Raw genomic sequence first — 22,414 nt, 5'->3', positions numbered from 1 at the left:
CGCGTGAAAACCTATGTTCGATCAGGCTGGAATTGGTGCAAAGATCATATTTACATTTGGATTATTCTATTTTTGTACCAACTGTTATGGGGGTTCTTCCTCTACCGTTTCGTCGATGGAATCGTGACGCCTATCCTGCGCCGCTACCCAGATCCTGCACCTACTGAAATGAGCAAGCAGCTCTTTCTAACAGAAAGCCAATTCCATCTAATGAAGACAAATGACTATATGCCATACTTTTGGGCCCTTATCGGCTTCATCGCCATCCATTTGCTGCTTACGCCCTTTATTCATGCGGGCGTATTCCATGCTATGTCACGTCCCAAGCAGCAGGGGCTGGCCTTCTTTCAAGGTATCAAGCTTGTATGGAAGCCCATGCTTGTCCTATATTTGTTAGAAGTTCTCCTCATCACGGTCCCTGCCATATGGTTCGTTCCCTATACTGCGAATGCACTGTCAACATCGAATTCTCTTACTTCCTTGCTTATGGCCATAGCCCCCTTTGCAATCGCTTGGCTTATTGGCGGCTGGCTCGTTCACCAACTTTTCCTGTTCCTGAACTTTGGTGCCGCATCAGATACACCATTAATTCGCTCTGTGACGGCTGGTACGCGGCGCCTGCTGCCCATCCTCGGGCTATCTCTAATATTTATCGGAACTACAATTGGAATAGGCATTCTGTCTACATCCGCTGCCGCAATGTTCACAGGCATTACCGCACTCATTATTCAACAGGCGCTGCCTGCAATTATGACTATGCTGAAAATGTGGGGATTATCTGCTCGTCATGCGGTATGGCAGGAAGCTGAACAGCAAATGAAATAAACAAAATAAATGAAGCAATAGATCAAGAAGTAATGAATAGATAGGAATGAAAATAAGGACATCATGAAGTGATAACATTACAAAAGTTACAAGGCGTTACGATGAAATGATGCACAGCAGCATAAGAAAAATAAAAAACTTGTCTATCAGCGAAAAATAACGCTGATTTGACAAGTTTTTTCGTGTCAAGGACAAAAAATATTTGTCAAAGGAAAAATCGTCTGTTACAATAAATCTAGATTTATTACAACTTTGTCATGAAAGCGGCACTAACTCTTGCAAAATTGTTACTATCGCACGCAGCAATACATATCCCAAAACCAGATTGCCGAATTTCCGGATAGTCCGGAAAGCGGGGGAACCAGTTTTTACGGGTGAATTGATCTTGAAACACAGGGATCATAGGGGTCCTTCAACCGAACCCTCCAGCTAACCTCGCAGGCACGGAAGGAGCTTTCCCTTTGAAGAAGAAGCTAGTTACAGCGGTACTCGGGCTGAGCGTTTTGTTTACATCGCTCGGAGCGGGAAGCACATTCGCAGCATCCAAAATGGACAACACGATTGACGGTTTGCTAGGCATTTCGTACAAGTATGGTGGAACATCAACGAGTGGCTTTGATTGCTCTGGATTTACCAAGTACGTGTTCAAAAAGTTCGAAATTGATCTCCCTCGCACATCTTCGTCGCAATTCGACTCTGGCGACAAAGTAAGCAAAGACGAGCTTCGTCCAGGAGACCTAGTTTTCTTTGACACAAGCGGCGGCAACGGTGTATCTCATGTCGGTATTTACGTAGGCGATAACAAATTCGCACACGCTTCGACTAGCAAGGGTACGCGCATCGACAGCCTAAGCATGGACTACTACGAGAAGCGCTATGTAGGTGCTCGTCGAGTTTTGAGCGAGAATGACTTTTCGTCTATTGCTACAGACGATAAATAGCTTACTAGTTTCCTGCACTCTTAATATTATTGAACGACTGCATAACCCGATGAGAAGCGCTACGCGCCTTTTCGTCGGGTTGTTTCATTTAATCCCCTCGCATCCGTAACATTTCGGCTCCTTTATCCTATGCAGCTCTGCATGCCAATGATTCATGCTTCTATATATATTTACGAAATCATTACCTTTTGGTTTCTGCACAATTTCCTAGCCTATATAACACAGGGACATACGCTGCCGCGCATGTCCCAATATTTAAAATCTGGATATTCAGCATACTTGTATCGGCGCTGCACACTTATTTGGCTGACCCGTTTAATTCTTGGAATTTCGCCTTTATCTCTTCTGGTGTGAGCCCATCTGCGTCTGCTGCTGCCTTATGCTTTTCTTCCTCATGCTGAAGCTGCGTTTGACGATCCTCGACAGGCTTCCCGTTATCGTGATGTTTCTCGTGGAACAGTCGTCCTTTTATGCCCAATTTCTCACGCAGTTCCTGACGAATTTGCTTGCTGCTTTTCCCTTCTGTCGAAATGCCATGCTTCTTGGCGAGCAATTGAACCTTTTTCTCATGAAGCTGTTTCATTTCTGTACGGAGCTCTTTCATCTGAGCTTGTATCTGCTCTAACTGCTTGTCTGTCTCCGAATCCTGCTGCTTCGCATTGGACTGTCCTACCTTCGTTGCGGCTACACTTACGGCAGTCTGGCCTTTGGCCTTATCTGACACAGCATTTTCCCCATTGCTGCTTTGCGCTGCTGCAGGCGATGCCATCAACAGAAGCATCAGACATGTCCATGCTGCTACGGTTGAATTGCGTTTCATTGGTTCCACCTCCTTATGTAAGGGATGGCTATAGTATGTTCGTTAATCCTGAAATGAAACTGAAAATGAGCTAAATATTCGTTTATGGTGGGTCACACCTGAATAAGACAAGACTTGCAGGAAACGTCTCACGTCCACGCCGCCCTGTATCTTGTACATCCAGTTGTTTATTTAGTCCAGCCAGCCTTTTTCCCGCGCAATTCGAATGGCCTCAATTCGCGTGCCCGCTCCGACTTTACTGAGCGCATCTGACATATAATTGCGTACCGTTCCGTAGGACAAGAACAACTTTGCACTAATATCCTGCATGGACTGCCCTTCTTCTGCAAGTTTCAGCACTTCCTTCTCCCTTGGAGACAAAGGGCAAGGATCCTCCCAAGCCGCTAGTGTCAATTCGGGACTCATCACCCGCTTGCCCGCGTATACTTTGCGAATGGCATCCGACAATTCATCACTTGGGCTGTCCTTAAGTAAATACCCCCCTACACTGGATGCCATTGCACGCTGGAGATAGCCCGAGCGAGCAAATGTTGTCAGCATAATGATTCGGCATGCCCATCCTTTTTTCTTGACCGCATCCGCAACATCCAGCCCCGTCATGAGCGGCATTTCAATATCCAATACAGCAATATCGGGATGCAGCTCCTCTATTAATTCCAGCGCAACTTTTCCATTCTCCGCTTGACCAACCACTTCGATATCACCTTCAAGGGACAATAAGGTGGCTAATGCACTGCGCAGCATCTGCTGATCTTCTCCAAGTATTACTCGGATCATTGCCCTTCTCTCTCCTTCCCATCACGAATAACGCGAGGTATAACTAACGATAATGCCGTCCCTTTGTGAGGGGCGGAATCTACCACAAGTGTTCCATCTACAAGCTGCAGACGCTGCCTGAGACCTGCCATGCCCGTCCCACTTGATTGCTTAAGCTGATGCTCATTAATACCTACACCGTTATCTGCAATATTCAATCGTACTAAGGACTCCTCAACTTCAAGCAATACAGTACAGCACTTGGCTTGGCTGTGCCTCACAACATTCGTTAACGTTTCCCGAAAGCACATGGCTAGAATCGTTTCCTGCAGAGCCGACAGCGGCAATCGGGATACCATAGTTGAGACTGTAGCAGGTTGGGCGATACCCTCTCCACGTTCCTGAAAGCTCAGTTCTATTCCTGCAGCTGCGCAAAGTTGTCTGCCATGTTCGTATTCCTCTGCAAGCTTAACGATCTTCATCTCAGTTACGAGCTGACGCATCTGCTTCAACGCCGCACGCGAGGTTTCCCGAATTTCCCTCGCTTCTGCAATTGCCCGCTCCGGATTACGTGTAATCAGCTTTTCTGTCACTTCACTCTTCAGCGTAATTAAAGACAACGTATGTCCAAGTGTATCATGCAATTCCCGCGCAATGCGCTGTCTCTCTTCCTGCTGTGCCATTCGCTCAAGCTGTGACGTAGCAGCCTGCAATCGTTCCGCCATCTGCTTGTACTGCCCTGCTGCCTGCATGATGAACGGCATGAATAGGATACCGAACAAAGGCGGCAACAACAGCGTATGCAGGGAAGACCATACGGTTATGGTATCCAAGCGTTGAAATAACCCTATTATAATGCCTACTGTCATGACAGCAGCTATACCCAAAATAACTGTTGTTTTTTGCTTGCTTATCATCTGTGCGATCATAAACACCATATAAGCATACATAGGGTGATAGAATAGGATAAACATGAGAATAATCACAACCTGAACAGTCAACCATAGCAATACCTGCTTCTCATAATGGTACTGCAGCCAAAATGCGATCACGAGAAACAGAAGCAGCGTGAACCCCAGCCAAAACTTGGCAGAGGTTTCACGCAGCAGGAAAAAAATAGGCACACATAAGTTGGCAAGGGAGATATAAGGCTCTACCCCCTCTTTTTCGGGAAATAATCTCTTCTTACCTACGTTCACTTACATCGCTTCCCGTCTGTTGAAGATATAACTCGATATTACCATGAAGATAATGCCGCAGCCCAGTAGAATAGCCCAATCCAGCAGTGCAGGACTACTGCCAGCAAGCATATTCCATGCACCATGTGCATAACGGTAGGATGGCAGCCATTCCCCAATTGCCTGCATCCAGCCCGGCAATGTCTTCAGCGGCATCCACAAGCCCCCCATGATGGCAAAACCCATGAGCAAAATATTAGCAACCGCAATGGATGCGTCAGCGCTCTTCATCGTTCCAAGAAGCGAGCCGATCGCGAGGAATGGAATGCTTCCAAGCCACAGCCACAATCCGCATGTCATCCATTGTACAGCAGTAAGCTCAATATGATAGGCAAAGTAGGCAGCAGGGAAAATAATCAGAATGACCAGCATATGCACCAGCATATGCGATACGATCTTAGCTCCGATCCATACCGATGGAGAGAGCGGTGTTAGGCGAAGCAAACGCGTCCATCCGTCACGACGCTCGTATGCTAAGCGAATGCCGAACTGGCTCATTGCCGTGCCGATCAGGCTGAATGCAGTCATCGACATTAACGAAAAGGCCCCATATGTCGTTGATTCAATAGACTTCGATGCACCATTTAAACTAGCAAACAAGAAATAAAAAGCGATTGGCATGCCAAGCGAGAATAGTAAGAAGAATGGACTGCGCATAATTCGCAGACTCTCTGCTTTGATTTGAGCTTGCAACATTAATAATTCCTCCTGATAAATGATTCGATTTTTCGATATGTGAGGGGAAACTCTCTTCCCTAATCCGTTTATTTGTAGACCGTAGACAGTTATATAATTTCACGTGCAGCTTCATGCGATTTTGTAATTGTACGGAAGGCATCTTCAAGCTTAGCCGATTGGATATCAATATCACGTACGCCCCAGCCGGATTGCATCAACGCGGATAATACCTCATCTGTATTCCGAACGTGGATACGAATCTTACCCGATGCACGTTCTACCTTCACGACACCCGGAAGCTGCATGAGCGCCTCGTCCTGCTGTTCGACTTGTAAGCTGAAGGACACTGTCCGCAGTGTCGTTTGCGCCTTGAGCTGTTGTGAGGTTCCGCTGGCCGCTACCGCCCCTCCTGCAATGATGGCGATATGGTCAGATACTGCATCAGCTTCTTCCAAGTCATGTGTCGTAAGCACAACGGTACGTCCGTCGTTCGACAGAGCGCGAACCGTATCCCAGAAGCGATCGCGTGCTTCTACGTCCATGCCGACCGTCGGTTCGTCGAGCAGGACAAGCTCGGGATTGCCGGCCAGGCTTTGTGCGAAGGCCAATCTTCGACGCTGTCCGCCGGATAGCGAGGATGCGCGCCGCTTGGCTTCTGCATGCAGACCCGATAGGTCGAGCAGTCTGGATAGCGGAAGCGGGTTGCGATAGTAACTCCGGAACAAATTTAATACCTCCGCAACATTCAAGCCGTCCGCCGCCTTTACATCCTGCATGAGGGCACCTACCCGCTGCCGAAGTTCTTTCGTCCCCGCAGGTTGGCCAAGCACCTTGATCTCCCCTGATGTCGGCTTTTGCAATCCAAGGATCATGGAAATCGTCGTTGTCTTGCCCGCACCGTTCGGGCCAAGCAGTGCACTAATCTGTCCACGCTCAAAGCGGAGATCGATATTGTTTACAGCGCGAAAGCCGCCAAATTGCTTTACAAGGTTGGTACATTCGATTGCGTATGTCATCTATGATCATCCTTTACTTTTCTTTTTTGCTGTATTGTAAGCGCTGATTGTTCACCTGCCGTATTGCTTATGTAAGTATTGTACGGCAGTCGTAGTTGAACCAATTAGTGTACGATGTCATCAACTGCATATGACAAATGTCAGAAATTAAGTGGCAGTATTCGGAATGCTGACCGCTTCTTTATATAAAGGGCACTTTTTAAAATCAACGACTTTCCCAAGCCTTAATTTTGGCAGCCCCGTCACAAAACAGCATGTCTGTCCGTTGTATAAGCAGAAAAGGAGAGATAGCATGAAAAAGAAGTGGAAGCGTGGAATTGCACTGATCATTGTCATGTCTTTACTAAGCGGTTGTTACGGAGAACAAAAACAAAATGAGATATTGGAAAGTGGAAAAATCAAAGTCATGTACTATGATGAACCGTCGTTCTATAACGATTACGGGAATCTCTTCAAGATGAAGTATCCAAAAATCGAATTTGATGTCATCAACATGAATAACGTGCACGTAAATCGCGAGCAAAACGGCGCTTGGGACTACCATGTAGAATTAAAGAAATTAATTGAGGCACATAAGCCTGATGTGCTGCTGCTAAACGAGAATTTGTTCGAAGATTATGCGCGTCAGGGGCTGCTGTACGACATCGAAACTATGATTGCAAAGGACAAGTTCGATATCGACGCAATTTCTCCCGGACTTATCGAGATGATTAGGGGGAAAGGAGACGGCAAGCTATACGGATTAGCCCCGTATTTTTACGCAGATGTCCTGTATTTTAACCGAGATTTGTTCAAGCAGCATCAGATTGATGTGCCGACGAACAAGATGACCTGGAAGCAATTGTTTGAGTTATCGAGAAGATTCACCAATACGAGCACTGGCGAAAAGACAGTAGTTGGATTATATCAGGACTACGGTGTGGAGCACATGTTACAGCAGGTCGTGTCTTCCTCCGAGTTACGATTACTCGATGCAAAGACAGACAAGCTGCTTATCAACTCGGACGGTTGGAGAGAAGCAATAAAACTTGTAACAGACGCCATACGCGATAAATATATCTATCTGCAGGCTTCAAATCGAACTAGCGAAGAGATGATCGAAGGCTTTTTTAGAGGTCAAGCTGCGATGACACTCAATGGACCTTGGCTTGCGAAAGAATTGAAAGCACGCGCTCTCTTCGACAAAGCATCGAAATCGTTCGAATGGGATATCGTTACTATGCCTGTTGCTTCTTCCTCCCCAGATGAATCGGCAAATGTGCATGTCCCGGAAATTTTTGCGATAGCCGGAGACTCGTCAAATAAGCAGGCGGCATGGGAGTTCGTCAAGTTCGTAAATAGCGCGGACATGGCTATGTCCGCATCGCGGACGGTAAACGGAAAATTGCCGGCACGCCCTGGCTTGCTCCAAGATATTGAAGGCAAAAGCTCGGAACCTTTTTATTTGCTTACGCCCAAAAAAGCACCTTCTTTCGAGGAATCTCTAGGCAGTACAGCCGCGTATAAAGAGTTCAATCAATTATTCCAACCTGTCTTGTCAGAGGAATTGCAAGCGATTATCGATGATAGGCAGACCGTTGAGGAAGCGATAGCCGTGTTGGAAGTGAAGGGACAAGAAGCACTGCAAAAAGCAAAAAACAAAATATCTGAAAAATAATGCACTGAAACAGTGCTCTTATTACCCAAAAGTGAAGCTATAATAAGGCATTGTTAATCCGGGCTGTATGAAAGGAGGATCCATACGGCTATGCCATCCAGCTTAGATTATCAAACTGTTGAGACTTTAGAACATGCCATTGCTCAAGTCAAGCGTGGAGATAAAGAAGCCTACACCCATATCATCCATCGATTTCAGAAACAAATTTATCTATACTGCTACTATTTGTTGGGCAGCAAGGAAGAAGCCGAGGACGCTGTTCAGGACATATTTATTAAAGGCTTTCAACGTATCCACCTTTTCGAGCCTCAGGTATCTTTTTCAGCCTGGATCTATAAGATTGCCTACAATCATTGCTTGGATATTTTGAACCGCAGAAGTAGACGCCGAAAAATACTCTCCCTGTTAAAACGCGATCAAATCAATGATCAAGAGCTTAAGTATGAAGATCTGGTTTATCAATTGCTGGACAAGCTTTCTACAGAAGAGCGGCATATTTTGTTATTAAGGGCCGTAGAAGAATATAGCTTCGATGAAATTAGCGAGATTATGGATATAAAGCCATCAACGATTCGAAAGAAATATGAACGTTTGCGGAAAAAACTGCTTCGATATCAAGCCAGTCCATCCACAGAGGAAGGAGGTCTTCATAAGCATGTCATCAAGCCATCGTAACGGTGTAGATAGTGAACAGTTAGAGGCATGGATTCGCCAAACGCCGACAAATCCCGATTTTACGGGCCAAATTATGAATCGATTGGATACCGAGCCACTATTTGTTGAAGCTTCACGCAAAACACGTCGCAGTCCAGCAGTCCGTTCCATTGTCACATCGATTGCTGCAGCAGTTGCTGCATTCGTCTTATTAATAGGGGTCTCCTTCCTGTCTCCCACGGTAGCCGAGTCCATGAGACATGTGCCGGGCGTGAGCAGTCTTTTTCGCCTTGCGGGAGATCTAGGTCTGCAGGCAGCTGACGAAAAAGGACTTGTCACCTCATCTGGGCAGAGTGTGACCCATCATGGTCTGACACTTTCGATTCCGGTAGCAACCTATGACGGAGTACGAGTGGCAGTTGGCATTGAACGATCGGGCTTATTAGGGTTGCAGGAGAGCAGTAGCCGCAAACCCTTAACGGAATCTTTAAGTAATATTCAACTCCTTATTAATGGAAAAAGGATTGACGAATATACATACAACCAGCACTCGGTTGGCATCATTACTTCCCCAGGGGAAAATGAAAATTCGGCGATCCTTATGTTCTCCGATATGCGAAATCCAGAAGGGAAATCCTTGCCCGACAAGTTCGATTTAACGGTTAAGCTTACCGTGTCAGGCATACAAGAGCCTTATCAAATGACGATTCCCGTTTCCATGCAAACAAAGGATTCAGTCCTCATGAAGCCGTACATTTCGAAAGCTGGCAGTCCATTCACCATCACATACAATAAAGTGGAATTAACGCCGATTACGACGAGTCTCGCCGCAAGGCTAGAAATATCGAAAGGCAATTCGATTACGGTCAATGATTTGCCGATTGGATTTGAAATCTACGATGATAAAGGACGCACAGTCAAATTGCTAAACGGTTCAGGATTACATGAGGACAACGGAAAAACGATCCTGTTCAATTTACTTTACCAGCCATACGACCCTATTCCGACGTCCATTACGATCAAGCCTTATCTAAATCTTATCAATGAGCAGGATAAATCCCAATTCAAGTTTGGAGCAGTTGGAAAGCCACTTATCAAATATATCCCCGAGCTCGAAGTTACATTTCCCGTTACACCTTCGAAATAGAAAAGAAGAGAGCCCCACGGCTCTCTTCTTCCATCCCTATTCCACCCATTTATTCGGATTTTACGCTCTCATTCCAATAGTGGCTGTCTGGATAGATGCGCTTGCCGAAAATGGCAGAGCCCACACGCACCAGCGTTGATCCTTCCTCAATTGCCGTTTCGAAATCTCCAGACATCCCCATCGACATAACTTCCATGTTGACGTTTGGCAGTGCAAGTTCTTGCGCTTCACGACGAATATTCTGGAGCAACTTGAAGCATTTGCGTACTTTTTCTTGATCGTCGGTGAACAGCCCGATTGTCATTAGCCCCTTAATGCGGAGCGTGTCCAGCTTGGCTACCTCCTGAATTAAAGCAAGTGCATCCTCTGGGGCAGCGCCGAATTTGCTTTCCTCATACGATGTATTCACCTGGATAAGGACATCCATCGTACGGCCTTCCTTTTGCAGCCGCTCATGGAGTGCCGTAGCCAGCTTCATGCGGTCGACGGATTGAATGCATGTTGCAAATTTAAGTACATCCTTCACCTTGTTTGTTTGCAAATGGCCGATAAAGTGGAAGTCTAGCGACGGATTAGCCGAAGTAAGCGGCTCCCGCTTCTGCAGTCCTTCCTGAACTTTATTTTCCCCAATTAAGTTCTCCCCTGCGTCCAATGCCATCTGAATTCGTTCAACCGGAACTGTCTTCGTAACGAGCATCAGCTTTACTTCCTCAGGGTTGCGCCCACTGCGCTTACAAGCCTGCTCGATACGTTCGCGGATCACTCGTATGTTATGTTCAATATCGCTTAGTTGCATCGTTATCACCACATTATTTTAGGATTTATGTCCATTCTAGCACACATAATCGGGTAAGGCTGTTCCCTTCTGCACAATATAAGGCTGAATCCAGCGCCTCCGATTCCAGTTATTAGTTTCATCCTCTTATGTTGATTTTATTTTCATTATATATTAATATCGTAATATAACGATATAACGATTTATTTACTGCAACACCTTCTTGCAGATAATGAGCCATTCTATCTATTCACTTTCCTAGAAACGCTAAAGGAGACATGATATGAATAATGACTATGAACGTTTTAATGATACTGCCGAGCTGCTAAAGGCTCTGGCACATCCTGTTCGCCTCTGTATCGTGAAGGGGCTGCTGGATAAAGGGAGCTGCAATGTATCCTTCATGCAGGACTGCCTTGGCTTGCCGCAATCCACGGTATCCCAACACCTGCAGAAGCTGCGCAGCATGGGGATTGTAACCGCACATCGCAACGGTCTAGAAGTGAACTATCAGGTAGAGAACGAGAAGGTAAAACAGCTCGTTAAAGCATTTTTCGGGGAGGAGACATCATGAGCAAAAAGGTACTGATCGTTGGAGGAGTAGCTGGAGGGGCTTCTGCCGCAGCACGTCTGCGCAGACTGGATGAGGATGCCCACATCGTCATATTTGAAAGGGATGCTTATGTATCGTTCGCTAACTGCGGGCTTCCCTACTATATCGGAGATACCATTCAAGATCGCAACAAGCTGTTCGTGCAGACACCAGAAGCTATGCACCGCCGATTCAATATCGATGTGCGCGTGCACAGCGAAGTCATCGGCATTGATACGCAAGCGAAAAAGGTACGGGTACGCAGCAAAGAGAAAGGGGAATACGAGGAATCGTATGATTCCCTGATTCTGTCCCCCGGTGCGAAGCCGGTACGTCCACCGCTTCCAGGTATTGAGAGTAAACGAATTTATACGCTTCGTAATATTCCTGATACGGATCGCGTGAAGACGCGCGTGATGGAAGATGGCACCCGCTCTGCTGTCGTCATTGGCGGTGGATTCATCGGGGTGGAGATGGCCGAGAATTTGCGCGAAATTGGGCTGGATGTCACGTTAGTAGAGGCTGGACCAGCCATTCTTGCTCCATTTGACGCAGAAATGGCAGGAATTCTATCTAAGGAGATGGAGCAGCACGGTACATCTCTCATTGTAAATGACCGTGTGCAATCGTTCCGTGATACGAACGGCGGAATAGAAACACAGCTGGCCAGCGGCAAAGTGCTCGCAAGCGATATGGTCATTCTCGCAATCGGGGTAGCACCGGACACGGGCTTTATTCGAGATAGCGGCATTGAGCTGGGGCCACGTGGTCACATTATCGTAAATGATCACTTGCAAACCAATGTAGAAGATGTTTATGCCGTAGGAGACGCAGTTGAGGTTGTCGATTTCGTAAATGGGACAAAAACAGCGATCCCGCTTGCAGGGCCAGCCAACAAGCAAGGGCGCATCGCAGCAGACAATGTAAGCGGACTTGGCACTTCCTATAAAGGTTCGCAAGGCACATCCATCCTGAAGGTATTCGGATTAACCGGTGCTGCAACAGGGAATAACGAAAAAACATTGCAACGATTAGAGTTGCCATACAAGGTTACTTATGTACATCCGAATTCCCATGCCGGGTACTATCCGGGTGCCAAGCCAATGACAATCAAGCTTATTTTTAATGAGGAAGGCATCGTGCTCGGAAGCCAAATTGTCGGCTATGACGGCGTAGACAAACGGATGGACGTCATTGCTACGGTTATACGCTTAGGCGGTACCGTTACTGATCTTACGGAGCTCGAATTGTCCTATGCACCACCGTATTCTTCCGCTAAAGATCCTGTGAACATGGCCGGGTACACAGCTGAGAATATACGGACAGGCGCTGTAGACGTGTTCACGCCTGCCGATCTGGAACAGCGTAATCCACACACTACAATGCTTGTTGACGTACGTACGGATATGGAGCATCAGAATGGTCATATTCCTGACTCGCTGTCTATTCCCGTGGATGAGCTGAGAGGCCGTCTGCACGAGCTCGATCGGGAGAAAGAAATCTGGGTCTACTGCCAAGTTGGTCTGCGCGGTTATACAGCGTCACGTATCCTAAGTCAGCATGGCTTCAAAGTGAAGAACTTAACGGGTGGATATAAGACATATCAGCATACACAATATACCCCCGGTCAGATTACGCCGCCTGCCAGGCCTGACCAAGACACGGCGGTGAGTCCAGTAAAAGAAAGCAATGAACAGAAAGATACACAGTACTCCTTCGATCGCACCCTGGACGCATGTGGTTTATGCTGCCCAGGTCCACTCATGCAAGTGAAGCAGCAGATGGATGTGATGCAGGAAGGTCAAGTGTTGAAAGTAAATGCATCCGATCCCGGCTTCTATGAGGATATCCAAGCTTGGGCAGGTATGAGCAAGCAGGAGCTGCTGCATGTTCAGAAACACACGGATGGGACGATTGAAGCCCATATTCGCAAGCTGCCGCCTACATCCTCTGCAAAGGAGCCGCAACTGGCAGACACACGCAGTGTGTCCTCAGATCGCAGTACCATGATCGTGTTCAGCGGCGATCTCGATAAGGCCATCGCCTCCTTCATTATTGCGAACGGGGCAGCCGCTTCAGGAAAGAAAGTGACATTGTTCTTCACGTTTTGGGGTCTGAATATTTTGCGCAAGCCGGACAAGATTCCCGTTAACAAAAGCTTTATCGGTAGAATGTTCGGTGCTATGATGCCGCGAGGGAGCCAGAAGCTGGGCTTGTCGAAGATGAACATGATGGGCATCGGACCGAAAATGATTCGCTCGGTGATGAACAATAACAATGTATCCTCGCTAGAAGAGTTGATTGAATCTGCAATTCAGCAGGGTGTCGAAATCGTTGCCTGTCAGATGTCGATGGATGTCATGGGCATCGCCCATGAGGAGCTAATCGATGGCGTTATCATCGGCGGTGTAGGCTACTATCTAGGCAAGGCTGATCAATCGGGCATTAATTTATTTATTTAATATATCATTCCTTTCTTGTTCTATAGAGCAATCAAAGGACAATTCGAACTACAAGGCTGCAGATCAATGATCTGCAGCCTATTTACTTATTTTACAGTCATCTCATTTCTCCATTTTTACCTGCCACCTTATACCTATCGCAGCTTACTCATCTTTAACTACCAACCTCTTGCCACAACAAATACCTTGAATATTTTTCCTGTTTGCACCATAATAAGCCGTGACATCTATGAATACCACCTTCGTGCAACCTTATCCTACAAGTTAAAGGAGTGATGATGTTTGATTACGAACAAACTAATCAAAGCGCATGTGAGAGGTATGGATTTCTAGTATCGATTCTATGAATCCTCTCATATGTGTATGGGAGGCCAACCAATATGGTATATTCACAGCAAATGGCTCATGGCAGAGAGCTTGCTAACGAGGAGTTCCACCAAGCGGCGGAACTTATTCACTCATTCCCGCAGCATTTATCGGTGAAAGGCGTACTTTCAGGCGTTGTAGCTGGCCGTGTATTCCTTGCCCATGACGGTAAACTGGCGTTATTAACGAGTCCGCAGGGGATGATTTTTCTGGGAGGAAATCCTACAGCCTCGTGCGAGGGAGCTCATCCGTTTTTGTGGGAAATCAATCAATTGCTTGCTAAAGAACTGCTGCCAAGCCTTGCTTCTGACGGAGAGCTGGACTATGTATTGTTTTATCCTAGCGATGACGATGTATGGCAAGCAGCACTGGAGTTGGTTATGAAGGATATCCTGCCTATGCGAAGCGGCCGCATGACATTCACGTGTGATCCACGCAGCGTGGATCCCGTTATGGATGATCGCGTAATGCCGCTTACCCTCAGTCTACTCAAGCAGGAGAATCTGACAGGGGCCGAAGAGCTCATCGATGAAATCTTAGAGGTCTGGCCCTCACTGGAAGCTTTCGAGGGAAACGGCTTTGGATGCGTGGCTGTCCAGCACACGGGCGACGGGCCGGCCATAATAAGCTGGTGCCTGACCGATTGGGTCGTCGGGAACGAATGCGAGTTGGGTATCGAAACGGATGAAGGATACCGCAATCAAGGCTGGGCGCGCAAGACGGTATCCGGAACGCTCTTGCTGGCCAAGCAGCGCGGCATTACCCGCGTCGGATGGCAATGCTGGTCGAGCAATATCGGGTCGCAGCGCACAGCTTTATCCGTCGGATTTAAGCAGCTTGCTGATTTCCCGGTTCTGTTCGGTTGGAACCTCCCGCTGAACAATCTCCTCGTTAACGGCAACCATTACATGCACGGCGATGAACGATATGGCGTAAGCAAGGATTATGCCCGTTCTGCATGGAGCTATTCGCAAGCGTTGGATCAAGGCTGGGACTGGGGCGGCGATGCGGCATTGTATTGGAATGCAGCCTGCATGTTCTATCTGACCGGTGAACAGGAACGAGCAGTCCATTTTTACAAACTAGCCATTGAAAAAGGATGGGCTGATATCCCTCAGCCTCATGATCACGTGTATGTATATAGAGAGGCAGACAGCGAAGTAATTGCCCGTACTCTTGCGGAAGCTTGCCGATAGGCTGCCCCTAGATATACGCGATTGCTTTCCAAACACAAAAAGCCATGGAGCTCTGCCTTTAACAGGCGGACACTCTATGGCTTCCCTATTTATAAGGAATCGTTCATACAAATTGATCAACTCACTTTTGCAGGGCATCGTATTCACTACGAACTAAGCCAAAAATGAGCTCATCGTAGTATTGCCCCTTCGTAAAGACCATATCTCTCAGTCTTCCTTCCTGCCGGAACCCTAGACGCTCATGCATTGAAATTGATGCTTCATTATATGCATATACATGCGCAGTCACCTTGTGATAACGCAGTTCTTCGAAATAGTAGCGCAGCAATACCTGAATCGCATCCGAAGCATAACCCTTGCGCCAATGCTCTCGGAATATCGACACGCCATATTTGAATGTGCCATTTCGCTTATCCACGCCATGCGCGTTCATTCCGCCCACCATTTCACCCGCAAGCGTTTCAATGGCAAACCGAAACTGATCGCCTTCCGGCGCTGCAGCCGCCCGCTGTTCCGTCCATAATCGAGCACCTTCTTCGGATCTGGGAAAATGAACCTCATCGCATAATCGGGCAATCTCCGTATCATAATCATTGGCGTGGAAATTCTCCCAATCGCTGGCGACAATGGATCGCAATCTGACCCTTTTCCCTTCCCAAATATGATATACCATACTCGCTCCTCCTCATTAGATGCTGTCCACTCATTTCCTCATACGAGGGCGGAGATCTTGAGCATAAATCAACCCTATTACTGTTAGCGATTACATGGTTCTCATTCCCTTCCTAGTCATGGATTATATCATGAACCATATATTTGGTAAATTAATGAAATGTAGTGTCTTTAATGCGTGCTGATTCAATCAGTCTTATCCCTTCTCCAATGAAAACTCCGGATTGTCTCCGATACTCTGTTCCAACTTCTCAAATGGTCGTCCCTTTAAGTAATGGTTAAAAAAATCGAGCGAATACTCGTTAATGAGACGATGTGCAGGACGCAGATTAACCCCTACTGTATTTTCGAGTAAAGGCGATATCAAATACATGTCACAGAAGGCTAAATGATCCATGTTTTTTATTTTCATCCAGTAGTTTCCTCCCTCTGCAACATGCTTATAACGTTCAAATATGTCACCAAAGTACTTGTTTAAAGCTTTTCTCGTTGTACCTTCAGCAGCGGCTATTTGGTTTGCACCGGCAAGCGTTCTATCCGCACTTATCATCAACAACGGCTTCTTCACCCCGCCTTCCGGAATCCGAAGCTGACCAAATAAGCCCCCGTCCAAATTAATTGCTGCCTTAATTCTAGCGTCAGACATCAGCATTTGAACACTGGTTGCTCCACCATAGGAATGACCGAACATACCGACATTTTTCATATCCATTCTTCCTGTAAAGCGATGGTCTGGATCACCATTCGCCAGCTTCTCCACTTGATTGAGCACAAATTTGGCGTCATCCACCCATACCTTATTCAATTCATCCAAGTGCCCAACTGACGGATCCTGGGGAATAAAATTCGCAACGCGGCCGTCATCGAACACCGATGCAATGCTATTATACGTGTGATCGATGCCCACAACGATATACCCATAGCTGACCAATTGTTCAATCTGAAAAGTATTATGGCTTTTATGCCCACCCATGCCGTGAGAAAACAGAAGTACTGGATATGTCGCTTCTTTATCGGATATTTCCGCATTTTCGATCGCGTGCGTTTTAACGTATTTCATACTTGTGAATAACATTTTATGCATATCAAAGTTTTGACTGTACGCATTTTCGAAAACATCCGAAGCAGGTACATAGGGAGCCGTTTTCCCCTTTGCAGTCGAACTAGCCGGATACCAAATTTGTACCATCAGTTCGCGCTTATCGCCTGATTTGGGTTTAATCGTTTCCTCTCGCTGGCTATCCTTCCAATCATATGTCACTGTCCCAATCTTGTACGGGCCTGAAGGCTTCTCAAAGGTAAACACCGGGTACCAAAGGGGAAGAGACACTGCGAAATAAGAATATAGAACTGCCAGTGTTATCATAACAATTTGCCTAATTACGGACCTCTTTCCTACAACCCCCTCAGACTTGAGCAGATACCTTGCTGCAAGGATACAGATCGGAAGAAACGTTATCACGTAGACCGGAATCATCTGCCACCGCATTCCTTCGACGAACCCATGTATGAGCACCAATAACGCAGATATGTCGAAACCAATGAACAGCATCCGATTCGTTTTGTTCCTTGCAAATATCAGCCAGCCAAGCAATAGAATATTCATCACGACTGACAACAATTCAAGCGATCTCATAAGAATTGAACCTCCTCATTTATAATTTACAGCGGGTTAATTTTCACATTACAGTCCACTGTATAGGGACATTCAAAACTTACTAATTTATTCGTTATCCGTAACAATATGAACCATACTCAGCCACTTATCGAGACATTAATTTAAAATAATGGTAAATCTTATTCATTTTTCTACCCTGCTTGCCTTTCGAACTTTCCATACTTCCAAATTCAAAAAACTTCACATCTTTAATGCCTACATACTGAAACAAAGCCCTTTTCATCAACACTTTATGTACATTGCGATACCAGAAAAACGGATACAGGGCCGGGCCTTTCATGGTGGATATACAGACAACAGATTTCCCTTTCAGCAGACCTTCCGGCAGCAATCCACCATGATCTCGGTATGCAAAATCGGAAGCAAATAATTGATCAAAGTATCCGAGCAGCATTGCGGGGGGACGCAGCCACCAAATCGGATACACGAATACCAATTTATCGGCTTTGCGAATTTGCTCCCGATACTTCTCTAGGCTTGGATCGAGATGCATATCTCTCCTCCGCTTTGTTTTGTGAAACACCAGTACCGGATCGAAGCTCTCCTCATATAAATCGAGAACTTGAATCTCCTCAATGTTCTCGTTCTCCTTGCATCCTTGTATGACCTGTTGTAAAAAGGCGTAGTTCAGACTGTTATGATTCGGATGTGTGTATACGATTAATACATTCATCTTCCCACCACCAATTTAGTTTAATTATCATTTGATAACAAAACAGTAACACTCGCCAATTTAGTTGTCAAATGATAATTGTGTATTGACAATTAATTTGCTATTGTGTTCAGGTAAGAGGTGAATGTTGTGGACAAGAAAGAACTTTTTCATCAGTTCGTGAGCTTTACAACCTCCGTGCACGAAGTGACGCATGAATTAACGAGGGACATTAAGCCAGACGATATTACGCCCGTTCAATATCGTATTTTGGAGTATATTGCGGTTAGCCAACCCCTTACCCTGAGCCAAATTAGTGACTGCATGCATATGTCTATGCCGAACACAAGTCGTGAGCTCAAGAAATTAACGGAGAAGCATCTATGTGAAAAATTCGAAGCTGCAGATGACAGACGCAAGCAGTTGATTCGGCTTTCGGAGACTGGACAAAAGATGATGGACGAGGCCTTTTGGCGGATTGGCGAGCGTTTTTTTAAGCGAATTGATGATTTTTCTGAAGAAGACATGAAAGACATACAACGGGCATTAGATATTCTTCAGTCTAAAGTGTTTTATAGAGAGCAGGAATAAGTGCAGCCCACTTCATGGATTGCAAAAAGACGAGAGAACACGCTAAACAAAGCGTAAACCCTCGTCTTTTCACATATCAATCACGTAGAACCTCGTCCTTATACATATTTACCTGTTCGATCATATGCCCAATATTGCCCTCTCCTGCATACAAGGCCATATCGAAGAAATTATGGGTTAATTCCGACCAATACAGCTCATTCTCATCGCCATGAATCATTACGTCATGCTTCAACTTGCCTACATAGACTTCCACATAACAATTTTGATAATGATACGTAAAGTCCATCAAATGATGCAGAGTGATGTCCTTCTGAGAAATACTTGTTTCTTCTGCCAGCTCCCGATAAGCACTTTCCATTCCCGTTTCGCCAGCCTCTATTTTTCCACCTACTAGGTTGCTTAATCCTTTATACGGCTCTTTTGCTCGTTTGCACATTAGCAACTTGTCGAGTTCTTTATTGTAAACCATGATGACATTATAGCCCTGCATCTCTTCATCTCCCGACTCACAATTAACATAAAATGGGTCTCGAAAAGTATCGAGACCCTATTCAACATCATATCAACCCGGCCATTATAAGTCTATATTTTTTGGGTTTTCGTGTAAAATTCTCCTGTGTAAGGTTGTCCCCCATCATTCAGGAGGAAGCATATGATTTCAGAACGCGTATCTGCCTATTGCACCAAAATACCTTTATTAGCTGAAGTAACCGAGTGGGCTCTTTTACGAGAGTGGGCGCTCTCGGAGGTATACCGTATTACTTTACGTTCAGGGGAAACTCGCATATTGAAATGGGGCGGCAAGGAAATGGCTCAAGAAGCAGCCAATTACCGTCGTCTCATCAATCCTTTGCATATAGTAGCCCCTCGCATTTTTGATTTTTATGAGTCAGAACGCAGTGCAGTTATGATTATGGAAGACGCGGGGAAGTACAATTTGGAGCAGCAGCCCTGCCCTTAGCAAGCTGCATGACATATTCCCACAACAGTTGGAGAGACTGTATCACACCCAGCCTCTTACACTCGTTCACCATGATTATCATGCGAAAAACCTGCTCATTCAGGGAACACAGATTATGCCGATTGACTGGTCGATTTCGTATCTTAGCCCCCATCTAGGCGACTTGCATTGCCTCATTGATGAAGCACGCGAATATAGTCATGTACCTAGAGAAGAGATGCTGTCCGCCTTTCATAGCGCGATGGAGCAGGATTGCTCTATGGAGCAGCTTAAATGGCAAGTGAACATCGGCGGGTTATGCTGGCTTGTTAAAACGCTGAAATGGCTCGTATATGGCGGAACGGATACGATTCCCGGTTCAGACGAGTGGGTGCCAGATTTGATGGATGAGGTAGAACTCCTCGTGAACAAAATTGTGTAGCTTCGTGCGCGCTTAGACTAAAATATAGCCTGAAACCTATATCTCAGGCTATGTTGTATTTTATAATATGGAATCCCAAGTTATGAAAGGGAAGGGGGATTTATCATGAAAATCGGCATGATCGGTATTGGCGATATAGCACGTAAAGCATATTTGCCTATACTAGGCACCCGATCGGATATTGAACTATCCATTGCCAGCCGCAATCAAGAAGTGGTGGATGAGGTCGGGCGACAATACCGGATCCGAAACCAGTTCTCTACCGTACAGGAATTAATTTCATCTAACATCGATGCTGCTTTCGTGCATACTTCCACAGATTCGCATGTCGATATTTTACGTCAACTTATCGCTGCAGGAATTCATGTATTTATAGATAAGCCCATCGCCTATTCGTTACATGAATCAGAGGAAGTGGTTTCTTTGGCTCAACAGCACAAAGTGAAGCTTATGGTCGGATTTAACCGCCGGTTTATGCCAATGTACAAAAATGCAAAAGAAACAATTCCGACAATCGAAACAGCCTTCATGCAAAAAAATCGGATTGGCCCCGTTTCACCAGTACGACAGACGGTTTTTGATGATTTCATTCACGTCGTAGACACGCTGCTGTACTATGTAGGCAAACCAGAGACGATCATGGTTAACGGCAAGGTCGAGGATGGGTTATTGCATTACTTAGTACTCAATTTGATGAGCCAAAAGACGACCGGACTCGGAATGATGAACCGACAGACGGGAATCACGGAAGAACGACTGGAAATCATGGGATGTCAGCACAAGATCGTCGTCCAGAATTGCGTTCACACCACAACATATGCAAATCATTCAGAACAGCACTCCACTTTTGGCGATTGGATCTCGACTCTCTATCGCCGCGGTTTTGTTGACATGATAGACCATTTCATCGAATGTATTCAGAGCGGAAACGATTTCCTATCCAGCGGAGAGAAGTCACTGCAAACTCATCGCATCTGTGAAGACATTACTCAGCAATTGGAGCGATTATGAATCGGATACTGCCGCTACGCTATCCAACAAGGCCTAATCGTTCCGGCAATCCTATTTACCGAACATCTGTCCAATATAACAATTTGGACGTTTCCCCCACACCTGAATAAGGTTCGAGACGGTCTTATACATAAGGTCTGATTGTCGTGTCTATCGTAGCGAGCTACCTTCGGCAGCGCGGCACAATACGTTTAGCGGTGGAGCTGTCTGCTCTGCTCCACCGCTGCTTCGTATGCCGGTTACTCCTATTCTTCCTGTGATTGACTCACTTCGCCGTCGCCATATGCCCAAGAGATAAAGAAATAGCGCAATGATGCTTACTCTTCCCCCGTCGCAATCGGATTATCATCATAGGAACTCCAATCGCTCCAGCTGCCGGCATACAGCTTCGCACCCTTTACTCCCGTCTGCCACAAAGATAATAAGTTCGGGCAGGCTGTCACACCCGATCCACAATAGACGATTACTTCCTCCGCTCCCTGCACGACCGGCCTCCACTGCTCGCGTTGCGTCTTTACAGGCAGCCAGTGTCCCGCTTCGTCAAGACGATTCCGCCAGAATTGGTTCACTGCGCCCGGGATATGACCTGCTTTTGCATCAATAGGCTCAAGGCGTCCTGCATATCGGTCGGGCTCGCGAGAATCAATCATGACCACACCTGGCCGTCCCAGTCGCTCTCGAATATCGTCCACATGCAGCACCATCTCCGGACGAACCTGCGGTTTATAGCTGAGCGGTGCTGACTCCGGAACTTCTGTCGACACAGGATGTCCCGCTTCCACCCACGCACTGTAACCACCATCCATCACATAGACATAGCCTTCATGGCCGATATATTGCAGCAGCCACCACAGGCGGCTAGCCATGGCTCCACCTTGGTCATCATAGACAATCACGGTCGTGGAACGATCAATGCCGCTCGCTCCAAGCTTCTGCGCCAATTCCCCAATTTCCGGTAATGGGTGACGCCCGCCATGTACCTCACGCGGTGATGACAAGTCCCGATCCAAATCAAAATAAAACGCCCCCGGTAGATGCCCTTCCTCATACGCTGTCTGTCCGCGTTCCGGCTCAGTTAACCAAAAACGGCAGTCCGCTACTGCCGCCTGCCCTTCTTCAAGCAGCTTCACAGCTTCCTCCACTGTTATAATCACCGTATACTCCTGCATGTTCCTACCTCCCGAATCAAAATATCTTTTGCCTATGCAACAAAAACCATTGTCACTCAGATGATAAGACAACCATTTGCCAAACTCCTCTCCCCATGTCACAATGGGAGAAAATCCACGCGATAAGTCTTGT

Annotated in this window: 23 protein-coding genes and 1 riboswitch; of the genes, 12 read left to right on the top strand and 11 right to left on the bottom strand. The window is 46.4% G+C overall.

The annotated features are described in order from the left end of the window. Positions 1-3 precede the first annotated feature (3 nt). Both PAV_RS09915 and PAV_RS09910 read left to right on the top strand, forming a co-directional pair. Complete coding sequence (locus tag PAV_RS09915) at positions 4-825, top strand: hypothetical protein (RefSeq protein ID WP_005545680.1); 822 nt, start codon at positions 4-6, stop codon at positions 823-825. 316 nt (positions 826-1,141) lie between these two features. Beyond that, positions 1,142-1,283, top strand: a riboswitch (cyclic di-AMP (ydaO/yuaA leader). Positions 1,284-1,286: 3 nt separating this feature from the next. Beyond that, positions 1,287-1,766: a C40 family peptidase gene (locus PAV_RS09910; protein ID WP_005545679.1), complete on the top strand. Its 480-nt coding sequence runs from the start codon at positions 1,287-1,289 to the stop codon at positions 1,764-1,766. Between the two features lie 298 nt (positions 1,767-2,064). Here the strand turns inward: PAV_RS09910 and PAV_RS09905 are convergent, their stop codons facing one another. From PAV_RS09905 to PAV_RS09885, 5 genes are all read right to left on the bottom strand, one after another. After that, on the bottom strand, positions 2,065-2,586 hold the full coding sequence (locus tag PAV_RS09905; protein ID WP_005545678.1) for a hypothetical protein: 522 nt from the start codon (positions 2,584-2,586) through the stop codon (positions 2,065-2,067). A gap of 171 nt (positions 2,587-2,757) precedes the next feature. After that, positions 2,758-3,363, bottom strand: coding sequence for a response regulator transcription factor (locus PAV_RS09900; protein WP_005545676.1), 606 nt, complete (start codon positions 3,361-3,363; stop codon positions 2,758-2,760). Next, entirely contained in the window at positions 3,360-4,541 is a 1,182-nt protein-coding gene (locus PAV_RS09895; protein WP_005545674.1) for a sensor histidine kinase, read from the bottom strand. The genes PAV_RS09900 and PAV_RS09895 overlap by 4 nt, the downstream gene beginning before the upstream one ends. After that, entirely contained in the window at positions 4,542-5,276 is a 735-nt protein-coding gene (locus PAV_RS09890) for an ABC transporter permease (RefSeq protein WP_005545671.1), read from the bottom strand. Between the two features lie 89 nt (positions 5,277-5,365). Next, complete coding sequence (locus PAV_RS09885; protein WP_005545670.1) at positions 5,366-6,274, bottom strand: ABC transporter ATP-binding protein; 909 nt, start codon at positions 6,272-6,274, stop codon at positions 5,366-5,368. A 292-nt stretch (positions 6,275-6,566) separates the two neighbouring features. Between PAV_RS09885 and PAV_RS09880 the strand changes: the two genes are divergently transcribed. The 3 genes from PAV_RS09880 (at position 6,567) to PAV_RS09870 (ending at position 9,732) form a co-directional block, all read left to right on the top strand. Further along, positions 6,567-7,931 (top strand): ABC transporter substrate-binding protein, encoded by a 1,365-nt coding sequence (locus tag PAV_RS09880; protein WP_005545664.1) that lies wholly within the window; start codon positions 6,567-6,569, stop codon positions 7,929-7,931. Positions 7,932-8,021: 90 nt separating this feature from the next. Next, positions 8,022-8,606: an RNA polymerase sigma factor gene (locus tag PAV_RS09875; protein WP_005545662.1), complete on the top strand. Its 585-nt coding sequence runs from the start codon at positions 8,022-8,024 to the stop codon at positions 8,604-8,606. Then, a complete protein-coding gene (locus PAV_RS09870; protein ID WP_005545661.1) occupies positions 8,587-9,732 on the top strand; it encodes a DUF4179 domain-containing protein in 1,146 nt (381 codons plus the stop codon). Before PAV_RS09875 ends, PAV_RS09870 begins: the two co-directional genes overlap by 20 nt. A gap of 49 nt (positions 9,733-9,781) precedes the next feature. On the opposite strand, the gene PAV_RS09865 is transcribed toward PAV_RS09870, so the two are convergent. After that, entirely contained in the window at positions 9,782-10,528 is a 747-nt protein-coding gene (locus PAV_RS09865; protein WP_005545659.1) for a YggS family pyridoxal phosphate-dependent enzyme, read from the bottom strand. 262 nt (positions 10,529-10,790) lie between these two features. Here PAV_RS09865 and PAV_RS09860 point away from each other — a divergent pair, with 262 nt between their 5' ends. From PAV_RS09860 to PAV_RS09850, 3 genes are all read left to right on the top strand, one after another. Continuing rightward, entirely contained in the window at positions 10,791-11,081 is a 291-nt protein-coding gene (locus PAV_RS09860) for an ArsR/SmtB family transcription factor (protein ID WP_005545657.1), read from the top strand. Beyond that, complete coding sequence (locus tag PAV_RS09855; protein ID WP_005545655.1) at positions 11,078-13,561, top strand: DsrE/DsrF/DrsH-like family protein; 2,484 nt, start codon at positions 11,078-11,080, stop codon at positions 13,559-13,561. The genes PAV_RS09860 and PAV_RS09855 overlap by 4 nt, the downstream gene beginning before the upstream one ends. A gap of 380 nt (positions 13,562-13,941) precedes the next feature. Continuing rightward, on the top strand, positions 13,942-15,123 hold the full coding sequence (locus PAV_RS09850; protein WP_005545653.1) for a GNAT family N-acetyltransferase: 1,182 nt from the start codon (positions 13,942-13,944) through the stop codon (positions 15,121-15,123). 121 nt (positions 15,124-15,244) lie between these two features. Here the strand turns inward: PAV_RS09850 and PAV_RS09845 are convergent, their stop codons facing one another. From PAV_RS09845 to PAV_RS09835, 3 genes are all read right to left on the bottom strand, one after another. Further along, entirely contained in the window at positions 15,245-15,796 is a 552-nt protein-coding gene (locus PAV_RS09845; protein ID WP_005545650.1) for a GNAT family N-acetyltransferase, read from the bottom strand. A 195-nt stretch (positions 15,797-15,991) separates the two neighbouring features. Then, the gene (locus PAV_RS09840; protein WP_005545648.1) at positions 15,992-17,431 is read right to left on the bottom strand and encodes an alpha/beta hydrolase family protein; all 1,440 of its coding nucleotides are present in this window, start codon (positions 17,429-17,431) and stop codon (positions 15,992-15,994) included. 127 nt (positions 17,432-17,558) lie between these two features. Beyond that, complete coding sequence (locus tag PAV_RS09835) at positions 17,559-18,146, bottom strand: NAD(P)H-dependent oxidoreductase (protein ID WP_005545647.1); 588 nt, start codon at positions 18,144-18,146, stop codon at positions 17,559-17,561. A 129-nt stretch (positions 18,147-18,275) separates the two neighbouring features. Here PAV_RS09835 and PAV_RS09830 point away from each other — a divergent pair, with 129 nt between their 5' ends. Then, positions 18,276-18,716, top strand: a complete 441-nt coding sequence (locus tag PAV_RS09830; protein ID WP_005545645.1) for a MarR family winged helix-turn-helix transcriptional regulator — start codon at positions 18,276-18,278, stop codon at positions 18,714-18,716. 76 nt (positions 18,717-18,792) lie between these two features. Here the strand turns inward: PAV_RS09830 and PAV_RS09825 are convergent, their stop codons facing one another. Beyond that, the gene (locus PAV_RS09825) at positions 18,793-19,209 is read right to left on the bottom strand and encodes an NUDIX hydrolase (protein WP_005545644.1); all 417 of its coding nucleotides are present in this window, start codon (positions 19,207-19,209) and stop codon (positions 18,793-18,795) included. A gap of 162 nt (positions 19,210-19,371) precedes the next feature. Here PAV_RS09825 and PAV_RS09820 point away from each other — a divergent pair, with 162 nt between their 5' ends. The 3 genes from PAV_RS09820 to PAV_RS09810 all read left to right on the top strand — a co-directional run bounded on the left by PAV_RS09820 (position 19,372) and on the right by PAV_RS09810 (position 21,112). Then, positions 19,372-19,680 (top strand): hypothetical protein, encoded by a 309-nt coding sequence (locus tag PAV_RS09820; protein ID WP_005545641.1) that lies wholly within the window; start codon positions 19,372-19,374, stop codon positions 19,678-19,680. Next, positions 19,655-20,101 (top strand): phosphotransferase, encoded by a 447-nt coding sequence (locus PAV_RS09815; RefSeq protein ID WP_326101577.1) that lies wholly within the window; start codon positions 19,655-19,657, stop codon positions 20,099-20,101. Before PAV_RS09820 ends, PAV_RS09815 begins: the two co-directional genes overlap by 26 nt. Before the next feature lie 105 nt (positions 20,102-20,206). Continuing rightward, complete coding sequence (locus PAV_RS09810; protein WP_005545637.1) at positions 20,207-21,112, top strand: Gfo/Idh/MocA family protein; 906 nt, start codon at positions 20,207-20,209, stop codon at positions 21,110-21,112. 317 nt (positions 21,113-21,429) lie between these two features. Here PAV_RS09810 and PAV_RS09805 read toward each other — a convergent pair whose 3' ends face one another. After that, on the bottom strand, positions 21,430-22,281 hold the full coding sequence (locus tag PAV_RS09805) for a sulfurtransferase (protein WP_005545635.1): 852 nt from the start codon (positions 22,279-22,281) through the stop codon (positions 21,430-21,432). Positions 22,282-22,414 lie beyond the last annotated feature (133 nt).

It is taken from the genome of Paenibacillus alvei DSM 29 (assembly GCF_000293805.1).
In the GTDB taxonomy this organism is placed as follows: Bacteria; Bacillota; Bacilli; order Paenibacillales; family Paenibacillaceae; genus Paenibacillus_B; species Paenibacillus_B alvei.
This window is presented reverse-complemented; position numbering and strand designations above follow the sequence as displayed.

Coding starts and splice junctions, on each gene's coding strand:
- PAV_RS09905 (WP_005545678.1), bottom strand. CDS start 2,586: ATGAAACGCAATTCAACCGTAGCAGCATGGACATGTCTGATGCTTCTG.
- PAV_RS09900 (WP_005545676.1), bottom strand. CDS start 3,363: ATGATCCGAGTAATACTTGGAGAAGATCAGCAGATGCTGCGCAGTGCA.
- PAV_RS09890 (WP_005545671.1), bottom strand. CDS start 5,276: ATGTTGCAAGCTCAAATCAAAGCAGAGAGTCTGCGAATTATGCGCAGT.
- PAV_RS09885 (WP_005545670.1), bottom strand. CDS start 6,274: ATGACATACGCAATCGAATGTACCAACCTTGTAAAGCAATTTGGCGGC.
- PAV_RS09880 (WP_005545664.1), top strand. CDS start 6,567: ATGAAAAAGAAGTGGAAGCGTGGAATTGCACTGATCATTGTCATGTCT.
- PAV_RS09875 (WP_005545662.1), top strand. CDS start 8,022: ATGCCATCCAGCTTAGATTATCAAACTGTTGAGACTTTAGAACATGCC.
- PAV_RS09870 (WP_005545661.1), top strand. CDS start 8,587: ATGTCATCAAGCCATCGTAACGGTGTAGATAGTGAACAGTTAGAGGCA.
- PAV_RS09865 (WP_005545659.1), bottom strand. CDS start 10,528: ATGCAACTAAGCGATATTGAACATAACATACGAGTGATCCGCGAACGT.
- PAV_RS09860 (WP_005545657.1), top strand. CDS start 10,791: ATGAATAATGACTATGAACGTTTTAATGATACTGCCGAGCTGCTAAAG.
- PAV_RS09855 (WP_005545655.1), top strand. CDS start 11,078: ATGAGCAAAAAGGTACTGATCGTTGGAGGAGTAGCTGGAGGGGCTTCT.
- PAV_RS09850 (WP_005545653.1), top strand. CDS start 13,942: ATGGTATATTCACAGCAAATGGCTCATGGCAGAGAGCTTGCTAACGAG.
- PAV_RS09845 (WP_005545650.1), bottom strand. CDS start 15,796: ATGGTATATCATATTTGGGAAGGGAAAAGGGTCAGATTGCGATCCATT.
- PAV_RS09840 (WP_005545648.1), bottom strand. CDS start 17,431: ATGAGATCGCTTGAATTGTTGTCAGTCGTGATGAATATTCTATTGCTT.
- PAV_RS09835 (WP_005545647.1), bottom strand. CDS start 18,146: ATGAATGTATTAATCGTATACACACATCCGAATCATAACAGTCTGAAC.
- PAV_RS09825 (WP_005545644.1), bottom strand. CDS start 19,209: ATGCAGGGCTATAATGTCATCATGGTTTACAATAAAGAACTCGACAAG.
- PAV_RS09820 (WP_005545641.1), top strand. CDS start 19,372: ATGATTTCAGAACGCGTATCTGCCTATTGCACCAAAATACCTTTATTA.
- PAV_RS09810 (WP_005545637.1), top strand. CDS start 20,207: ATGAAAATCGGCATGATCGGTATTGGCGATATAGCACGTAAAGCATAT.
- PAV_RS09805 (WP_005545635.1), bottom strand. CDS start 22,281: ATGCAGGAGTATACGGTGATTATAACAGTGGAGGAAGCTGTGAAGCTG.